This is a genomic window from Staphylococcus sp. HGB0015 (assembly GCF_000411275.1).
GTDB classification, from domain to species: domain Bacteria; phylum Bacillota; class Bacilli; order Staphylococcales; family Staphylococcaceae; genus Staphylococcus; species Staphylococcus schleiferi.
The window spans coordinates 160109-178033 of sequence record NZ_KE150418.1; the positions used below are offsets into that span (position 1 = coordinate 160109).

Annotated in this window: 16 protein-coding genes and 2 tRNA genes; 15 read left to right on the top strand and 3 right to left on the bottom strand. The window is 36.3% G+C overall.

Annotated elements, in window-relative coordinates; genetic code table 11:
* From HMPREF1208_RS07465 to HMPREF1208_RS07480, 4 genes are all read left to right on the top strand, one after another.
* Positions 1-1968 carry a DHH family phosphoesterase gene (locus HMPREF1208_RS07465; RefSeq protein WP_016425742.1) on the top strand — a complete coding sequence of 656 codons (1968 nt, stop codon included), beginning with the start codon at positions 1-3 and terminating at the stop codon, positions 1966-1968.
* Entirely contained in the window at positions 1965-2411 is a 447-nt protein-coding gene (gene rplI / locus HMPREF1208_RS07470) for a 50S ribosomal protein L9 (protein WP_016425743.1), read from the top strand. Before HMPREF1208_RS07465 ends, rplI begins: the two co-directional genes overlap by 4 nt.
* A 146-nt stretch (positions 2412-2557) precedes the next feature.
* The gene (gene dnaB, locus HMPREF1208_RS07475; RefSeq protein WP_016425744.1) at positions 2558-3958 is read left to right on the top strand and encodes a replicative DNA helicase; all 1401 of its coding nucleotides are present in this window, start codon (positions 2558-2560) and stop codon (positions 3956-3958) included.
* Between the two features lie 288 nt (positions 3959-4246).
* Positions 4247-5530, top strand: a complete 1284-nt coding sequence (locus tag HMPREF1208_RS07480) for an adenylosuccinate synthase (protein WP_016425745.1) — start codon at positions 4247-4249, stop codon at positions 5528-5530.
* A 135-nt stretch (positions 5531-5665) separates the two neighbouring features.
* Here HMPREF1208_RS07480 and HMPREF1208_RS07485 read toward each other — a convergent pair whose 3' ends face one another.
* From HMPREF1208_RS07485 to HMPREF1208_RS07495, 3 genes are read right to left on the bottom strand one after another with little or no spacing between them, the layout of a single operon-like run.
* Complete coding sequence (locus tag HMPREF1208_RS07485) at positions 5666-6193, bottom strand: SA1002 family membrane protein (protein WP_016425746.1); 528 nt, start codon at positions 6191-6193, stop codon at positions 5666-5668.
* 10 nt (positions 6194-6203) lie between these two features.
* A complete protein-coding gene (locus HMPREF1208_RS07490; RefSeq protein ID WP_016425747.1) occupies positions 6204-6470 on the bottom strand; it encodes a YrhK family protein in 267 nt (88 codons plus the stop codon).
* A 24-nt stretch (positions 6471-6494) separates the two neighbouring features.
* Complete coding sequence (locus HMPREF1208_RS07495) at positions 6495-7382, bottom strand: YitT family protein (RefSeq protein ID WP_016425748.1); 888 nt, start codon at positions 7380-7382, stop codon at positions 6495-6497.
* 106 nt (positions 7383-7488) lie between these two features.
* On the opposite strand from HMPREF1208_RS07495, the gene HMPREF1208_RS07500 reads away from it, so the two are divergent.
* The 11 genes from HMPREF1208_RS07500 to dcm all read left to right on the top strand — a co-directional run bounded on the left by HMPREF1208_RS07500 (position 7489) and on the right by dcm (position 17895).
* A tRNA-Glu gene (locus HMPREF1208_RS07500) sits at positions 7489-7563 on the top strand.
* 8 nt (positions 7564-7571) lie between these two features.
* Positions 7572-7645: transfer RNA gene (locus HMPREF1208_RS07505), tRNA-Asp, on the top strand.
* 450 nt (positions 7646-8095) lie between these two features.
* Positions 8096-8335, top strand: coding sequence for a hypothetical protein (locus HMPREF1208_RS07510; RefSeq protein WP_016425749.1), 240 nt, complete (start codon positions 8096-8098; stop codon positions 8333-8335).
* A 223-nt stretch (positions 8336-8558) separates the two neighbouring features.
* Positions 8559-9260 (top strand): response regulator YycF, encoded by a 702-nt coding sequence (gene yycF / locus HMPREF1208_RS07515; protein WP_016425750.1) that lies wholly within the window; start codon positions 8559-8561, stop codon positions 9258-9260.
* Between the two features lie 12 nt (positions 9261-9272).
* Positions 9273-11105: a cell wall metabolism sensor histidine kinase WalK gene (gene walK / locus HMPREF1208_RS07520; RefSeq protein ID WP_016425751.1), complete on the top strand. Its 1833-nt coding sequence runs from the start codon at positions 9273-9275 to the stop codon at positions 11103-11105.
* Positions 11095-12432: a YycH family regulatory protein gene (locus HMPREF1208_RS07525; RefSeq protein WP_037559390.1), complete on the top strand. Its 1338-nt coding sequence runs from the start codon at positions 11095-11097 to the stop codon at positions 12430-12432. The genes walK and HMPREF1208_RS07525 overlap by 11 nt, the downstream gene beginning before the upstream one ends.
* Entirely contained in the window at positions 12429-13208 is a 780-nt protein-coding gene (locus tag HMPREF1208_RS07530) for a two-component system regulatory protein YycI (protein ID WP_016425753.1), read from the top strand. The genes HMPREF1208_RS07525 and HMPREF1208_RS07530 overlap by 4 nt, the downstream gene beginning before the upstream one ends.
* A 22-nt stretch (positions 13209-13230) precedes the next feature.
* A complete protein-coding gene (locus HMPREF1208_RS07535; protein ID WP_016425754.1) occupies positions 13231-14013 on the top strand; it encodes an MBL fold metallo-hydrolase in 783 nt (260 codons plus the stop codon).
* Between the two features lie 532 nt (positions 14014-14545).
* On the top strand, positions 14546-15025 hold the full coding sequence (gene rlmH, locus HMPREF1208_RS07540; RefSeq protein WP_016425755.1) for a 23S rRNA (pseudouridine(1915)-N(3))-methyltransferase RlmH: 480 nt from the start codon (positions 14546-14548) through the stop codon (positions 15023-15025).
* 58 nt (positions 15026-15083) lie between these two features.
* A complete protein-coding gene (locus tag HMPREF1208_RS07545; protein WP_016425756.1) occupies positions 15084-16553 on the top strand; it encodes a Sau3AI family type II restriction endonuclease in 1470 nt (489 codons plus the stop codon).
* A gap of 103 nt (positions 16554-16656) precedes the next feature.
* On the top strand, positions 16657-17895 hold the full coding sequence (gene dcm / locus HMPREF1208_RS07550) for a DNA (cytosine-5-)-methyltransferase (protein ID WP_016425757.1): 1239 nt from the start codon (positions 16657-16659) through the stop codon (positions 17893-17895).
* The last annotated feature ends 30 nt before the right edge of the window (positions 17896-17925 follow it).

The window sequence follows — 17925 nt, forward strand, 5'->3', positions numbered from 1 at the left end:
ATGAACCGTCATTCAATGAAGAAAGCACTGATCGTTCCATTCCTTGTAATTACGATGACAGCATTGATTATTGTAGGTGTGTCCTTTTTCTTTAATCGCTTTTTGGCTTTTATAGCTGCTATCATTGTTTTTGTGATGCTCATCGTCAGTTTGTTCATTTTTAGACGGCTGTATCGCCGCTTTGATCGTTATTTAGATGATTTGAGCGGAAAGGTGTCGCTCGCAAGTGATAGAGCTGCCAAAACGATGCCTATGGGCTTAATCGTATTGGATGAAAATGATCGGATAGAATGGGTCAACCCTTTTATGACCGAACGTTTTGATCGCAATGTGATTTCGGATCCTATTAATGAAATCTATCCTAATATTTTAAAGCAGCTTGAAAAAGCAAGAGAGATAGAGATGCAAGATGGTGCATACCATTATCGCGTGAAGTATTCAGAAGATGAAGGAATTTTGTATTTCTTAGATTCAACTGAAGAAGCTGAAATACAACAAGCTTACGATGATCAACAGCCAATTATTGCAACGTTGTTCTTGGATAACTATGATGAGTTAACGCAAAATATGAATGATACACAACGTTCAGAAATCAACTCTATGGTCACTCGTGTGATTAGTCGATGGGCACAGGAACACGATGTCTTTTTCAAAAGGTACAGTTCCGATCAATTTATTGCCTATATGAATCGTCGTATTTTACGAGACATTGAAGATACGAAATTTGATATTTTGAGCCAGCTTCGTGAAAAAAGTGTGGGTTATCGCGCACAATTGACACTCAGTATTGGTATTGGGGAAGGCTCTGAAAATTTAATTGACCTTGGAGAACTGTCACAATCTGGTCTAGACTTGGCATTAGGTCGTGGTGGAGACCAAGTTGCGATTAAAAATATGAACGGGAATGTTCGTTTCTATGGCGGTAAGACTGACCCGATGGAAAAACGGACACGTGTAAGAGCACGCGTCATTTCTCACGCATTAAAAGATATATTATTAGAAGGCGACAAAGTGATTGTAATGGGTCATAAGCGCCCAGACTTAGATGCTATCGGTGCAGCAATCGGTGTGACACGCTTTGCAATGATGAATAATCTTGATGCCTATATTGTGTTAAATGATTCCGATATCGATCCAACACTTCGCCGTGTGATGGATGAAATTGATGAAAAACCAGAATTAAAAGAACGTTTCATCACATCGGATGATGCATGGAATATGATGACGTCTAGAACGACTTTAGTCATCGTAGATACGCATAAACCAGAGATGGTGATTGATGAAAATATTTTAAATAAAGCCAATCGTAAAGTCGTAATTGACCACCATCGTCGTGGTGAAAGCTTTATTTCCAATCCTTTACTTATTTATATGGAACCTTATGCAAGTTCGACGGCAGAACTTGTTACAGAGTTACTCGAGTATCAACCGACAGAACAGCGTTTGACGCGACTCGAATCAACAGTGATGTATGCAGGTATTATTGTCGATACACGTAACTTTACATTGCGTACAGGGTCACGTACTTTCGATGCTGCGAGCTATTTACGTGCACACGGTGCAGATACGATATTAACGCAACATTTCTTAAAAGATGACATAGAAACGTATATCAATCGTTCAGAGTTGATTCGTACTGTGAAACTACAAGAAAATGGCATTGCGATTGCACATGGCTCGGATCAAAAAATTTATCATCCAGTTACAGTTGCACAGGCAGCGGATGAACTGTTAAGTTTAGATGGAGTAGAAGCATCCTATGTTGTAGCAAGACGCGAGGAAAACTTAATTGGTATGTCAGCGCGCTCACTTGGTGAATTCAATGTTCAATTGACGATGGAAGCACTCGGTGGCGGTGGTCATTTAACCAATGCAGCAACACAACTTGAAGGTGTGACTGTGGAGGAAGCCATTGAAAAATTACAACATGTGATCAACGAACAAATGGATAGGAGTGACGAATCATGAAAGTAATTTTCACACAAGATGTTAAAGGTAAAGGTAAGCAAGGAGAAGTTAAAGAGGTACCAGTTGGTTACGCGAACAACTTCTTAATTAAAAATGGCTATGCAGTTGAAGCAACACCTGGAAACCTTAAACAATTAGATCAAAAGAACAAACGTATCGAAAAAGACAAGCAACAAGAACTTGAAGATGCGAAAGCGTTAAAAGAAAAATTAAGTGAACTTGAAGTCGAAGTTAAAGCGAAATCAGGTGAAGGCGGCAAATTATTCGGTTCTATTAGTACGAAACAAATTGCTGAAGCACTTAAAGCGCAACATAACATTAAATTAGATAAACGAAAAATGGACTTACCTCAAGGTATTCACGCGCTAGGTTATACAAATGTGCCAGTTAAACTTCATAAAGAAGTGGAAGGTACAATTCGTGTACACACTGTAGAGCAATAAGCATAGAAAAAGCTGGGACGACAGAGTCACCAGCTTTTTTATATCATATCCCTTTATCACGGCATCTAACGGACAACCATTGCCGGAATGTATGGTTTATAATAGAATATGTTAAGATATGTAACAAATATGAGGAGGTCCTCGGCATGGATGAAATGTTTGAACACAATCGAATGCCACACAGTCATGAGGCAGAGCAGTCTGTCTTAGGTGCAATCTTTTTAGATCCAGAATTGATGTCATCGACACAAGAAGTGTTGTTGCCAGAGTCTTTTTACCGTGGCGCACATCAACACATTTTCCGTGCCATGATGGATTTAAACGAAGATGGACAAGATATAGATATTGTGACTGTCCTTGATCGACTAACACAAGAAGGTGTTGTGAATGAAGCAGGTGGACCACAATATCTCGCTGAAATTACAACGAATGTACCGACAACGCGTAATATTCAATATTATACGGATGTCGTTTTTAAAAATGCGATTAAACGTAAGTTGATTCATACAGCAGATAGCATTGCGAATGATGGCTATAACGATGAATTAGATTTGGATACAGTCTTAAACGATGCTGAACGTCGTATTCTAGAACTCTCTTCTACACGTGAAAGTGATGGTTTCAAAGACATTCGTGACGTATTAGGACAAGTTTATGACAATGCGGAACAGCTCGACCAGAATAGTGGGCAAACACCAGGGATTCCTACAGGGTATCGCGATTTAGACCAAATGACGGCAGGATTCAACCGAAATGACTTAATTATTCTCGCAGCCCGACCTTCTGTAGGTAAGACTGCCTTCGCTTTAAATATTGCGCAAAAAGTTGCGACACATGAAGACCAATATACAGTGGGCATTTTCTCGCTTGAAATGGGTGCAGACCAACTTGCGACACGTATGATTTGTAGTTCTGGTAATGTCGATTCCAATCGTTTGCGTACAGGGACCATGACTGAAGAAGACTGGAATCGATTTACTGTGGCAGTGGGGAAATTGTCACGAACTAAGATTTTTATTGATGATACGCCAGGGATTCGTATTACGGATATTCGTTCGAAATGCCGCCGTCTTAAACAAGAGCACGGTTTGGACATGATTGTAATCGACTATTTACAATTAATACAAGGCAGCGGTTCTCGTTCATCAGATAACCGTCAACAAGAAGTTTCTGAGATTTCTCGAATGCTTAAAGCGATTGCGCGTGAGTTAGAATGTCCTGTGATTGCGTTGAGTCAGCTTTCACGGGGCGTAGAACAACGTCAAGATAAGCGACCAATGATGAGTGATATACGTGAATCAGGGTCAATCGAGCAAGATGCGGACATTGTGGCATTCTTATATCGTGATGATTATTATAATCGTGGCGACGGAGATGATGATGACGACGATGGTGGTTTTGAACCGCAAACGAATGATGAGAATGGAGAAATCGAAATTATCATTGCAAAGCAACGTAACGGTCCAACTGGAACGGTCAAATTGCATTTCATGAAACAATACAATAAATTTACGGATATTGATTACGCTCACGCAGAGATGGGATAAAAAAATAATTAGCTTAAAAACCGTACGAAAAACAATTTTTTGTTTTTAAAGTACGGTTTTCAGTTTGGTTTCTTTGCTTATATTTATCGTAAGTTAGGATTTTAGAAATTGTATGAAATGGCATTCAATGCTTCTATTACGCATGGTTCTAGGTTTCGCATTACTTTATATCATATGCTAGATGTCATCATCTAGGTGATACAATAATGTTCGTTTTTTGATTTGCAATCATACTGTGATACTGGTAGAATACTCTTTGGTTAATTGAGAAAACTTGGAGGTGCTCTTATGTCATCAATCGTAGTTGTTGGGACACAGTGGGGAGACGAAGGAAAAGGTAAAATTACAGACTTTTTAGCGGAACAAGCAGATGTTATTACACGTTTTTCAGGTGGTAACAATGCAGGACATACCATTAAATTTGATGGTGAAACATACAAATTACATTTAGTACCATCTGGTATTTTTTATAAAGATAAACTTGCAGTGATTGGTAACGGTGTAGTTGTTGATCCTGTTGCGTTATTAAAAGAATTAGACGGTTTAAATGAAAGAGGTATTTCAACAGATAATTTACGCATCTCAAACCGCGCACACGTCATCCTACCTTATCACATTAAGCAAGATGAGCTTGAAGAAGCGCGTCGTGGTGATAATAAAATCGGTACGACTAAGAAAGGTATTGGCCCAGCATACGTAGATAAAGCACAAAGAATTGGAATTCGTGTTGCAGATTTATTAGATAGAGAAGTTTTCGAACAACGTTTAAAAGAAAATTTAGAATATAAAAATGATTATTTCCAAGGCATGTTTCATCAATCTGCACCATCATTTGATGAAATCTTTGAGACATACTATCAAGCAGGGCAACGTCTTGCACCTTATGTGACAGACACTGCAAAAGTGTTAGACGATGCATTTGTAGCTGATGAGCGCGTTCTTTTTGAAGGTGCGCAAGGGGTGATGTTAGACATCGATCACGGAACATATCCTTTTGTAACATCAAGTAACCCTGTAGCGGGTAACGTGACAGTTGGTGCTGGTGTAGGGCCAACAAATGTATCAAAAGTAGTTGGCGTATGTAAAGCATACACTTCACGTGTAGGTGATGGGCCATTCCCAACAGAATTATTTGATGAACAAGGGCACCATATTCGTGAAATCGGACGTGAATATGGCACAACAACAGGTCGTCCACGCCGTGTAGGTTGGTTTGACTCCGTTGTATTACGTCACTCTCGTCGTGTAAGTGGGATTACAGATTTATCAATCAACTCTATCGACGTCTTAACTGGCTTAGAAGAGGTTAAAATCTGTACAGCTTATGAATTAGATGGAAAAGAGATTACGGAATACCCAGCAAACTTAAACGACTTAAAACGTTGTAAACCTATCTTTGAAACATTACCAGGTTGGACTGAAGATATTACAGGTGTACGTAGTTTAGACGAACTACCACAAAATGCACGCCGTTACTTAGAGCGTATTTCAGAATTATGTAACGTCCATATTTCTATCTTCTCTGTAGGTCCTGACCGCAATCAAACGAATATCGTTGAAAAATTATGGTAAGTATTTAGACTTCGGTAAGTCTATCGGCAACACTTCGGTAAGACTACCCCCCCCTTATAAATTAGTCTATAAAAATCAATTATAAAAGCGACAAGCGAGGGTCTTTTGAGGGGCCACTGCTTGTCGCATTTTTGTTTATTCATCTTTATAGTGATCTTTAATATAAACTTTCGTCATCGCAATCCCGATCCAACTGATGAGAAGGACAGGTAGGATAACGATATTCAATAATGCGATATTCAGAGAATGTGTGTTGATTTTTAAGGTACTAATAAAAGCCATCGTCCCTTTTGATGTAACAATAAATTGATAAAGTGTAAAGAGTATGGTGGTCCATTGAATAAAATACTCTAAAATTTCAATTAACGTTTCGTTATAGGCATTCAATCGCATCATATAACGAACAAAGAAAAACTGTAAAAATCCACCAGCCAAAATAGAAATAACTAATATATTAAATATACTCCCTTTTTCATGTAATAGAAAAGCGAATAAGATATAAACAAGACCGCCCGCTATCGCAAGTGATAATAAAGCTGTAACCATAAGGACAAGACTGACACCACATGCCTTCACAAAGAGCCAGTCATCTTTGTATGTCCCAGACATATAACCAATTAATAGAAATAAACCTAAAATAATGATGACATTGATGATAATCATTGCGATTCGACTAATCTCCTTCTCGTTTCTCGATGATCGCCATATGTAAATCGTGAACCATCGCAATCAAAGGACGGATAATCATTTGAATACTCCCAATTACAAATAAAACGGTACCGTCAAAGACAGTTGAATCAGAAAAGAAGAGAAAACTTCCTATTAAAAAGATAACGCCTAGTACGACATCATTGAGTTGGTACAATGCTTTATAAATGAGCGAACGGCTATTTTGATGTGCTTGTAATCCAAAAGGGATTTGTGATTTCTTTTTCTTCATCGTTAACCTCCTTTATCATTAACATTAATGAATATCACGTTTACGATGATTACCGCCACGAACTTCAGAAACATTACCTATAGATAAGAATGCGGTTTCATCAATGGCCATGACAATCTCTTTTAATTTTGCTTCTTCTAATCGTGTAATGACACAGAAGATGACACGCTTATCTTCTCCTGTATAAGCGCCTTCTCCTTTTAAATATGTGACGCCACGACCGAGACGTGAGTTAATAGCTTCTCCTATTTCTTTATAAGCATCACTAATAATCCATATTGATTTCGATTCATCAAAACCAAGTAAGACGGTGTCAATCATTTTAGAAGCGATAAAATAAGCTACAACACTGAATAAAGCACTCTCCCACGTAAAAACAAATCCGGCAATACCAAATATGAAGAAATTAATAAACATCACGATTTCTCCAACTGAAAATGGTATTTTCGAATGAACTAAAATCGATAAGATTTCTGTACCGTCGAGGGATCCCCCATACCTTAAGACAATACCGACACCTAAGACAGCCCCACCAAAAATTGTTACTAAAAATTTATCATGTATGACAGGATCAATTGGATGCAAAACGATAGTGACAATAGATAAAACAGAAATCGCATATAAAGTTGAAATCGCAAAAGTTTTCCCTATTTGTTTATAACCTAAAAAGAAGAAAGGTAAATTCAGTATAAAAATGAATATCCCTAACTTGAGCCCTAATAAATGAGAAAGGATAATTGAAATCCCTACAATGCCCCCATCAAGCAAATGATTTGGAACGAGAAAAAGTTCAAGTGCGACACCCATCAATACTGCACCCAATGTCATAAAGAAAAACTTTTTAAAAAATTGAAGTTGCTTTTTTGGCTTTTCTTTCGTGTATGGAACGGCTGATTCTACTTGTTTTTCCATATGTTGCCCCCTTTTAAACATTATATGAAAAATTATACAAAAAAAATTCAAAAAAATCTTGTCAACTTGATTTCCTGATGCTATAATCAATCTTGTGTTTAAGAAAGGCTCCTTGGTCAAGCGGTTAAGACACCGCCCTTTCACGGCGGTAACACGGGTTCGAGTCCCGTAGGAGTCACCATGAAAAATGGTCCCGTAGTGGAGCGGTTTAACACGCCTGCCTGTCACGCAGGAGATCGCGGGTTCGAGTCCCGTCGGGACCGCTAAATCAGGCTAAAACAGTGGTTTTAGCGCAAACGAAAGTCATTGAAGTTCATGTAAGTGAACCGCAATGGCTTTTTTTCATAAATATAAATGTGTATCAAAATTGAGATACTTTGTGGCTGTACACTTTATATGGTGGTTATGTGTCTATAATAATTAAGTCGCAAACTTCCGATTGCTTCTTCGAGTCTCGCTTTCCCAGGCGCCTTACCTCAACTAATTTTGGCTTTTATTGTAGCTCATAAGAAGCCAAAATGGATTTTCGGTTTCGGCTCTATGCCTCGGGAGTCTCGACTCGGTACGCAATCTATTTAAGCAATTTCACTATTGAAAAGTGGCATTGCTTTTTTCTTTGGTCTTTTATACAGTCTAAAAATGAAGAACCTACTTTGTTAAGGTGAGTGACGTGTTTTTTTCAATAAAAGTGTATAGAAATGAGGATGATCGCTGTGTTTAAAAAAGAAGTTCAACCCACTGAGAAGATATTATTTATTAGTGGTTTAGCTATTGTGCTTATCATTGGTATATTAGCATTATTGGATGTCGTGCAATACAAAAATCATGTGATATTCTTATTGAATATCGTTGGCTTATTATTGATGACACTCTCTGTCGTGCGTATACAGAAAAAACTCGGTATCTTTTGTGGCATCGTCATTGTTTTATTAATCTTAATTCATTTTATTTAAATAGAAGTTATCCTACTCAGGCAGTGAAGCAGTCTTAAAAGAGGCTGAGGCACTGCTTTTTTGTGCATTTAAATGCAGGTCATTGTCATCCGCATTCGTTTTATAGAAGCAAATAGTTAAATAGATAGAATTCACAAGACTTTAGTGATACATTATAAGGTATAGGATTATGCCAGTTTGTAACGAATAATCATTGCAATTTTAAGAAATGGGGTCATGTTTTATGGCAAGAAAAGTGGTCGTAGTCGATGATGAGAAGCCAATTGCAGATATATTAGAATTCAACCTCAAAAAAGAGGGATATGACGTTTTTGTTGCTTATGATGGTAACGATGCGGTGGATTTGATTTATGAAAAAGAGCCGGACATTGTTTTATTGGATATTATGTTACCAGGACAAGACGGTATGGAAGTGTGCCGTGAAGTTCGCAAAAAATTTGATATGCCCATCATCATGTTGACTGCGAAAGATTCAGAAATCGACAAAGTGCTTGGCCTTGAATTGGGTGCAGACGATTATGTGACTAAACCATTTAGTACACGCGAATTGATTGCACGTGTAAAAGCCAATTTACGTCGCCATTATGCCCAACCGAGCCAAGAAAATCATATGCAAACAAATGAAATTACAATTAAAGATATTGTGATTTATCCAGATGCATATTCTATTAAAAAACGCGGTGAGGACATTGATTTAACACACCGTGAATTTGAGCTTTTCCATTATTTATCTAAACATATGGGACAAGTCATGACACGTGAACATTTACTTCAAACGGTTTGGGGTTATGACTATTTTGGTGATGTGCGCACGGTTGACGTTACCATTCGTCGATTACGTGAAAAAATTGAAGATGATCCTTCTCATCCAGACTATATCGTGACACGTCGTGGAGTAGGATATTTCTTGCAACAACATGATTAGAGGACGCGCAATATGAAGTGGTTAAAACAATTTCAATCCCTTCACACGAAACTTGTTATTGTCTATGTCCTATTGATTATTATTGGTATGCAAATTATTGGGCTATATTTTACAAATAGTCTCGAAAAAGAAATGACAGAGTCATTTAAAACGAATATATCTCAAAATGCAAAACAAATTGAGCTCGGTATTGAAAAAATATATGCGGATGATAATGAATCCGGAAATATTCAAAAAGATATTCAAAATTTATTAAACGAATATGCAAATCGCAATGAAATGATAGAAATTCGTTTCATTGATAAAGACCAAATTATTATTGCGACATCGAAACAGTCAAATCGTACAATTATTAACCAAAAAGCAAATGAGAGTTCGATTCAAAAGGCCTTATCATTAGGTCAAGAGAACTCCGATACCGTTTTAAAAGATTATGGTGAAGGTAAGCAACGGGTATGGATTAAAAATATGCCTGTAAGTACGAATGACGGTTTAATTGGTGATATTTATATTGAATCTAACATTAACCAAGTTTATGACCAATTAAATGATATCAACCAAATTTTCATTGTAGGTACAGGGATTTCTTTAATTATTACAGTCATTTTAGGTTTCTTTATTGCGCGTACGATTACTAAACCTATTACAGATATGCGTAATCAAACGGTCGAAATGTCAAAAGGGAACTATACGCAGCGTGTGAAAATCTATGGTAATGACGAAATTGGTGAACTTGCACTTGCTTTTAACAACTTATCGAAACGTGTGCAAGAGGCACAAGCGAATACAGAGAGTGAGAAACGACGCTTAGATTCTGTTATCACACACATGAGTGATGGTGTCATCGCCACAGATAGACGTGGGCGTGTGCGTATCATTAATGACATGGCACTTAAAATGTTAGGTAAGTCTAAAGAGGAAGTCTCAGGACACTTTATTTTTGATGTCATTGATTTAAGTGAAGAATTTACGCTCGAAGAATTAAATGAAAACAATGATAGTTTCTTATTAGATATTAATGAAGAAGAAGGTATCATTGTTCGCGTTAATTTTAGTACTATTGTTCAAGCAACTGGCTTTGTGACAGGTTATATCGCTGTGTTACATGACGTTACAGAACAACAACAAATTGAGCGTGAACGACGCGAATTTGTGGCCAATGTATCGCACGAGTTACGTACACCGTTGACTTCAATGAATAGTTACATCGAGGCCCTAGAAGAAGGCGCATGGCGAGATGAATCGATTGCACCTCAATTTTTATCAGTCACACGTGAAGAAACGGAGCGGATGATTCGATTAGTCAACGATTTACTCCATCTTTCTAAAATGGATAACGAAACAGAACCTATTACGAAAGAGATTGTCGATTTTAATATGTTTATCAATAAAATTATTAATCGACATGAAATGGCTGCGAAAGATACGACTTTTGTCCGTGATATTCCTAGAGAAACCATTTTTACGGAAATTGATCCAGATAAGATGACACAAGTGTTTGATAACGTGATTACGAATGCGATGAAGTATTCTCGCGGTGAAAAACGCGTAGAGTTCCACGTGAAACAAAACACAGTGCATAACCGTTTAACAATTCGGATCAAAGACAATGGTATCGGGATTCCAATTAATAAAGTCGATAAAATCTTTGATCGTTTCTTCCGCGTAGATAAAGCAAGGACACGAAAAATGGGGGGTACAGGTCTCGGATTAGCGATTTCTAAAGAGATTGTCGAAGCGCATCAAGGTCGTATATGGGCCAATAGTGTTGAAGGACAAGGTACATCGATTTTTATCACACTTCCATGTGAAACAATAGAAGATGGTGATTGGGATGCGAACTAGAGAACTGATTAAATCTATCATATTAGTGTCACTCGTTCTTTCCAGTGTAGTGCTTACAGTTATGATTTGGAATTTTTCGCCAGATTTAACGAACATTGACAACCCGCAAACAAAAGATACACCGAAAGCGATCGGTACGCGATATGACAAGCAGTTTAATCAGGTCATCACGCCTTTACAGCTCGTACATGTGGATCATGATCATTTGAAAGGAATGCCTGCAAATAAAGAAGTTAATGAGATGATGTCTCTATTTCAAAAACATCGCATTATTGAAGTTGAAGATATCCAAAATGATCAAGTCGTGTTATTGAAAGATTTGAGCCATCATTTTGTCGTGTTAGACTTCCCGACAGACATACCGCTATCCATGTATCTCAACGAAGTCATTGAGATGCCAGCAAAAGTACCGGCGAATTTTAAATTTAATCGTTTGATATTGGATATTGATGATCATCAGCATGTCGTTTTATATGCGATGCAACCGAACCATCAGCGTGCTATTAAATTAGAAACGAATCTCGATACGAAATTGATTCAACAGAGAATAGATCATATGCATGATGAATTAGAACCTTATTCGGATATCGTAACAAATCGAAGTACAGTCAATAAAGCAACGTATTTATACGCTTTAAAAGCACCGAAAGATTTGAAATCTTATCGCACGATTTTTAATCATATTAATGTAGAAGATTTGAACTCGATTCTCTTTGATGACACGCCGATTGTACGTACTACGAATAGTGGTAACACAACGTACAATAACAATACAGGGGTTGTGAATTACAATGCGGAGAAAGAAACGTATGACTATACGAACCTGTCCGAAGATGAGCATAGTACACGCGATATGAATATTAGCTTACCACGTGCATTTGACTTTATTAATAAGCATGGGGGCTTTACAGATGATTTCCGCTTGTTTAGTGCGAATAGCAAGCAAGGGGAAATTATTTATCAAATGTTTCTCAACGGACGACCGATATTTTATCCAAACCAATTGAATGAAATTCGTGTACTTTGGGGTGAGCGTGGATTATACGAATATAGTCGAGGTCTCTTAAAAACAAATGTGACTATTGATAATGGTGATGAACCGAAATCGATGCCAGATGCGGAAGATGTACGTTCTACATTAGCAAGTAAAGGCAACATTGATTTGACGAAAGTGGAACAAATGGTGGTTGGCTATAAAATGAGTGCCATTCGTGGACCTCAAGATCGAATTGAAATTCAAGAAGGCAGCCAGTTTACGCCAACGTGGTATATTAAATACAATCATAAATGGTACGAATACAAAGATGGGGAGTTGGTGGAAACATGAACTGGAAACGCACTAAAACGTTGTTCATACTTGTCTTTCTCCTCGTCAATGTGTGTTTAATTTTTGTTTATCAAGATAAAGTGAATAAATCTAAAATTAGCGATGCCGAACATGATAATGCGGTCAACTTTGAACGCGAAAATATTAAACTGCCAAAAAGTATGCCTGATGTGAGTCATGTCAAAATGCAGTTGGTTACAGCACGTTCTAAAGACTTCAAAGAAGAAGCAGAAGATAACAGCAAAGCTAAGGTCAGTAATCACGGCCATACCTTATCTAAAGAAATGGACGAACGTGTAGACGTCAAAGTTGATCCGATTTCTCATTTAAAACCTTATATAGATGATAAAATCTATAAAGGAAATGAGTACCAGTACCATGAAACCAGTGACGGTCAAATTAAATACGAACAAACGTATAGAGGCTTTCCGATTATGAATAATAATCGCGCAGAGTTGACTTTTGAGGTGAAAGGTGACAGTACAAAATCATATGAACAGTCCACTATGGAAGACATCCTTCCGTCTAAGGGGACCAATAATGAGCCTAAAAAAGTCATACGTGCAAGAGAAGCATTGGAAGCACTTTACTATAATCAGTATTTAAAACATGGTGAAGAAGTCGAAAGTATCCGTCTCGGCTATTACACTGTTGTAAAAGAAACGAATATTCAAGTTTTACAGGCCAACTGGGAAATTAAAGTTAAAGATAAAAACGGGGTGCATACATATTATGTAGAAGCTGTATCCTCGAATCCACAAATTATAGAACAATAGAAAGGGTGGTCACTTGATACGAATGAGTGTACTCGCAAGCGGTAGTACCGGAAATGCGACATATGTAGAAAGTGAACAAGGCAGCTTGTTGGTCGATGTCGGACTAACAGGGAAAAAGATGGAAGCACTTTTCGATCAAATCGACCGAAAAATTTCAGATTTAAGCGGCATTCTCGTGACACACGAGCATAGCGACCATATTAAGGGGCTCGGTGTCATTGCACGTAAGTTTGGTGTTCCAATTTATGCGAATGAAAAAACATGGACACGTATTGATAAAAAAGATTCTAAAATTCCGCTAGACCAAAAGTTTGTATTTAATCCATATGAAACGAAGTCTATTGCAGGTTTTGATATAGAATCATTCAACGTTTCACACGATGCGATTGATCCACAGTTTTATATCTTCCATAATAATTATAAGAAGTTAACGATGATTACGGATACAGGTTATGTCTCTGATCGCATGAAAGGTATGATTCGTGGTAGTGATGCCTTTATATTTGAAAGTAATCACGACGTCGATATGTTAAGAATGTGTCGTTATCCGTGGAAGACGAAACAACGAATCTTAAGCGATATGGGCCATGTGTCAAATGAAGACGCAGCTCACGCAATGAAAGATGTCATCACAGGTCAAACGAAGCGGATTTATTTATCGCATTTATCACAGGATAACAATATGAAAGATTTGGCACGAATGAGTGTCGGACAAATCTTGCAAGAACATGATATTGATACTCACAATGAAGTGAAGTTATGTGATACGGATAAAGCGATACCCACACCGATATATACATTATAATGAAATAATTGATAGATAGAAGCACATGAATTTCAAGTAAAAGTCTTGAGGTTCATGTGTTTTTTTATGTTGTTTACAGATTGAAAATTTTAAGCTTCAATATTTGAAAAAATTTTCCTTCCTAAAATGATAGGGAAGCATCTATTTGAGGCTAGTAAATTTTGATGAAAATTTAAAATGTTATCTTTATACAAAGTGTTTTAAAGGGTAAAGATCATATAAAGCTATGAAATGAGGGATGAAATAATAGGAACACGAAAGAGTGTCTGCGGAAGTGAATAAAAGTTCAAAATGTGGCGCACTTATCCCCAAATGTGTGCACAAAGTATATGACTTACACACAATTCACATGTTAATAACGTAGTTACTAACAAAGTTATCCACATATCAACAGGTTTATACACAATGGAAGGATGCAATTTCTAAAATACTGTGTACAAACTTTATGCAAAAAACGTTATAATGGGTATAAACATGTGAATAACTGAATAACTTGTGGATAACTTTACGTTTATACACAATGGAGGTCAAAATGAAAATTACTGTTGTCGCAGTTGGAAAACTGAAAGAGAAATATTGGAAGCAAGCCCTTGCAGAGTACAGCAAAAGACTAGGGGCATACACAAAATTAGAAATAATTGAAGTTCCAGATGAAAAAGCACCTGAAACGATGAGTGATAAAGAAGTGGAACAAGTGAAACAAAAAGAAGGCCAACGTATTTTAAGCAAAATCAAACCACAATCTACAGTCATCACATTGGAAATCGAAGGTAAGATGGTTAGCTCTGAAGCCTTATCCACAACATTAAATCAACGTATGACGCAAGGCGCGAGTGACTTTACCTTTGTGATAGGGGGATCTAATGGCTTACATCAAGACGTTTTAAACCGAAGCAACTACGCATTGTCATTCAGTAAAATGACATTTCCTCATCAAATGATGCGCGTCATCTTGTTAGAGCAAGTATATCGAGCATTTAAAATAATGAGGGGAGAAGCATATCATAAGTGATTAAGAATTTATCAAAATGAAATAATTCAAGTTTAATTTGTTATATGGGGGGAGAAATATGACAGAATATAAAACAAAACAGCAGGTTCATAATAGAGCTAGAGAAGCAGTTGGTAAAACATTAATGGAACTAAATGGAGGTGTATCGGTTACAAAGACTAAAAGTTCAGCTGGGGATGCTTTTGAAAAGTGGTTTGGTAAACAGAAAGACAGTGATAGTAAACCTGATATGGAAGAAGCAGGTGTAGAATTAAAAGCAACACCTATTAAAAGATTAAAAAGTGGGCAGTATAGTTCTAAAGAAAGATTGGTCTTAAACATAATAAATTATGAGAAAGTAGCAGAAGAAACCTTTGAAAAAAGTAGTTTCTTGAATAAAAATGGTACGATTGAATTAGCATTTTACGAATATAATAAACAGGTCGATCGTAACGAGTGGCTAATTAAAGAGGCAGTCTTATATGAGATGAAGCATAATCCTATTGATTATGAAATTATTAAAAAAGATTGGGAAATCATTCATCAATATATTCGAAATGGAAAAGCACATGAACTTAGTGAAGGTTTAACAAATTATTTATCTCCATGTACTAAAGGTGCAAGTTCCAAATCTGTTAGAAACCAACCCTATTCAGATATTAAAGCAAAACAGAGAGCTTTCTCATTTAAATCAGGTTATATGACATCACTGTTAAGAAAATATGTATTAGGTGACGAAGTTATTGACTCTATCATAAAAGATAAATTTGAAATTGAAGAAAAATCAATAGAAGATATTGTTAGAGAGAGATTTAATCCATACATAAGTTGGACAATCGACGAATTATGCGAGCACTTTAACATTAAGAAAAGTGCTTATAATTTAAATTATAGAATTGCTTCTACAATTTTAAATTTAAAAGGTAAAAGCACAAGAAGTAATCCATTCCCTCAAGTTGAAGAGTTTGAAAAATCATCAATTGTAGTAAAAACAGTTAAATTTAATGAAAAAAATCAAAATAAAGAAAGCATGTCTTTTGGTGCATTTAAATTTGAAGAGCTATCAAAAGAACAGTGGATTGATGAAGATGGTTTTCCAAGTGCTCAATGGCATAATTTCTTACTAGAAACAAGATTCTTATTTTTTGTTATAAAAAATGAAAAAGGAAAAGATGTATTTAAAGGCATAAAATTCTTTAGCATGCCAGAAGAAGATATCGAAGGTCCTGTTCAAAAAGTATGGAAAGATACAGTTAAGAAAATTAATGAAGGTGTTGTTTTAGAAGCAGTACCAGATAAAAGTACAAAAGATGGATGGAAGATTACAAATAATTTTATTAAAAAATCTGATAACTTAATATGTCATGTTCGACCTCATGAACAAAAAAGAGATTATAGTGAAAATGGTTCATATGCAGATAAATTACCTCATCCAGCTCATTGGATTAATAAACCTGATAGGAAAGAATATTCAAACGAATGGATGACTAAACAATGTTTTTGGATTAATAATGATTACATAAAAAAGCAAGTTGAGGAATTACTTTAGCAAGTTTATGTTATAATTTTATATGTTTTATTATTCTAATAGGTAGAACGATCGTTCGCTTTTGTGTTATAATAATTAGCAAGTAATTTTAGGAGGTCGCCTAATGAATAATATAAATGTAGTAGAACTATTTGCTGGAGTTGGCGGTTTTCGTTTAGGTTTAGAACAAACAAAAAATCAAATTTTTGATGTCAACTGGGCAAATCAGTGGGAGCCTTCTCGTAAAGTACAACATGCTTTTGATTGTTATAACAAGAGATTTAGTACTGGAGAACATGTAAATAAAGATATTGCAGAAGTTTCGGACATGGAAATGGCCCAAACAAATGCTGATATGATAGTTGGTGGTTTTCCTTGTCAAGACTATTCGGTTGCTCGTACCTTGAATGGTGAGCTAGGTATTGAAGGAAAAAAAGGAGTATTATTTTGGCAAATAATTCGATTTATTCAAAATACCTATCCTAAATATTTATTACTAGAAAATGTGGATCGCTTGCTTAAGTCCCCGTCGACTCAAAGAGGTAGAGATTTTGCAGTTATGTTATCTACTTTAAATGAGCTAGGTTACGATGTAGAGTGGAGAGTAATCAACGCTGCAGATTACGGTAATGCGCAAAGAAGAAGAAGGGTATTTATTTTTGGATATAGACAAGATTTGAACTATAGTAACCAAATAAGTGAAGAATTACTTGAAGATATAGTATATAAAAAAGGAATGTTCGCTCAAGCTTTTCCAATAGAAAGTGAGCCGAATAAAAATAGAATAGCTCAAACTAGAATTTGGAACAATATAGTAGACGTATCAGACAATTTCAAGTTTCAATTTTATAATAGTGGTATTATGAGGAATGGTAAAATACTAACTATTGATACAATACCTAAATATGAGAAAGCAAGGACGCTACAAGAAATTATAGAAGAGAATGTAGATGCAAGTTATTCACTAAGCAAAGAGCAAATCGAAAAGTTTCGTTATCTAAGAGGCCCCAAAAAAATCAAACGAACTACAAAGGAGGGTCACGAATACTACTTCTCGGAAGGTGGTATGTCAGAAACAGATTCTCTCGACTTACCAGCTAGAACGATGTTGACTAGTGAAGGCTCTGTGAACAGAAGTACACATTTTTTGAACATTGATGATACTTACCGTACCTTAACTCCAGTTGAAGCTGAAAGATTAAATGGTTTTCCTGATGACTGGACTGATACAATGCCTGATAGAATGAGATTTTTCTGTATGGGAAATGCGTTAGTAGTACCTATTATAACGAGAATAGGTAACCAAATAGAAAGAATAGAAAACATGAATGGCGAATCTTTTAGCCAGTTAAAACTATTTTAATCAGCGTGTTTTTATTAGGTACATAAATTC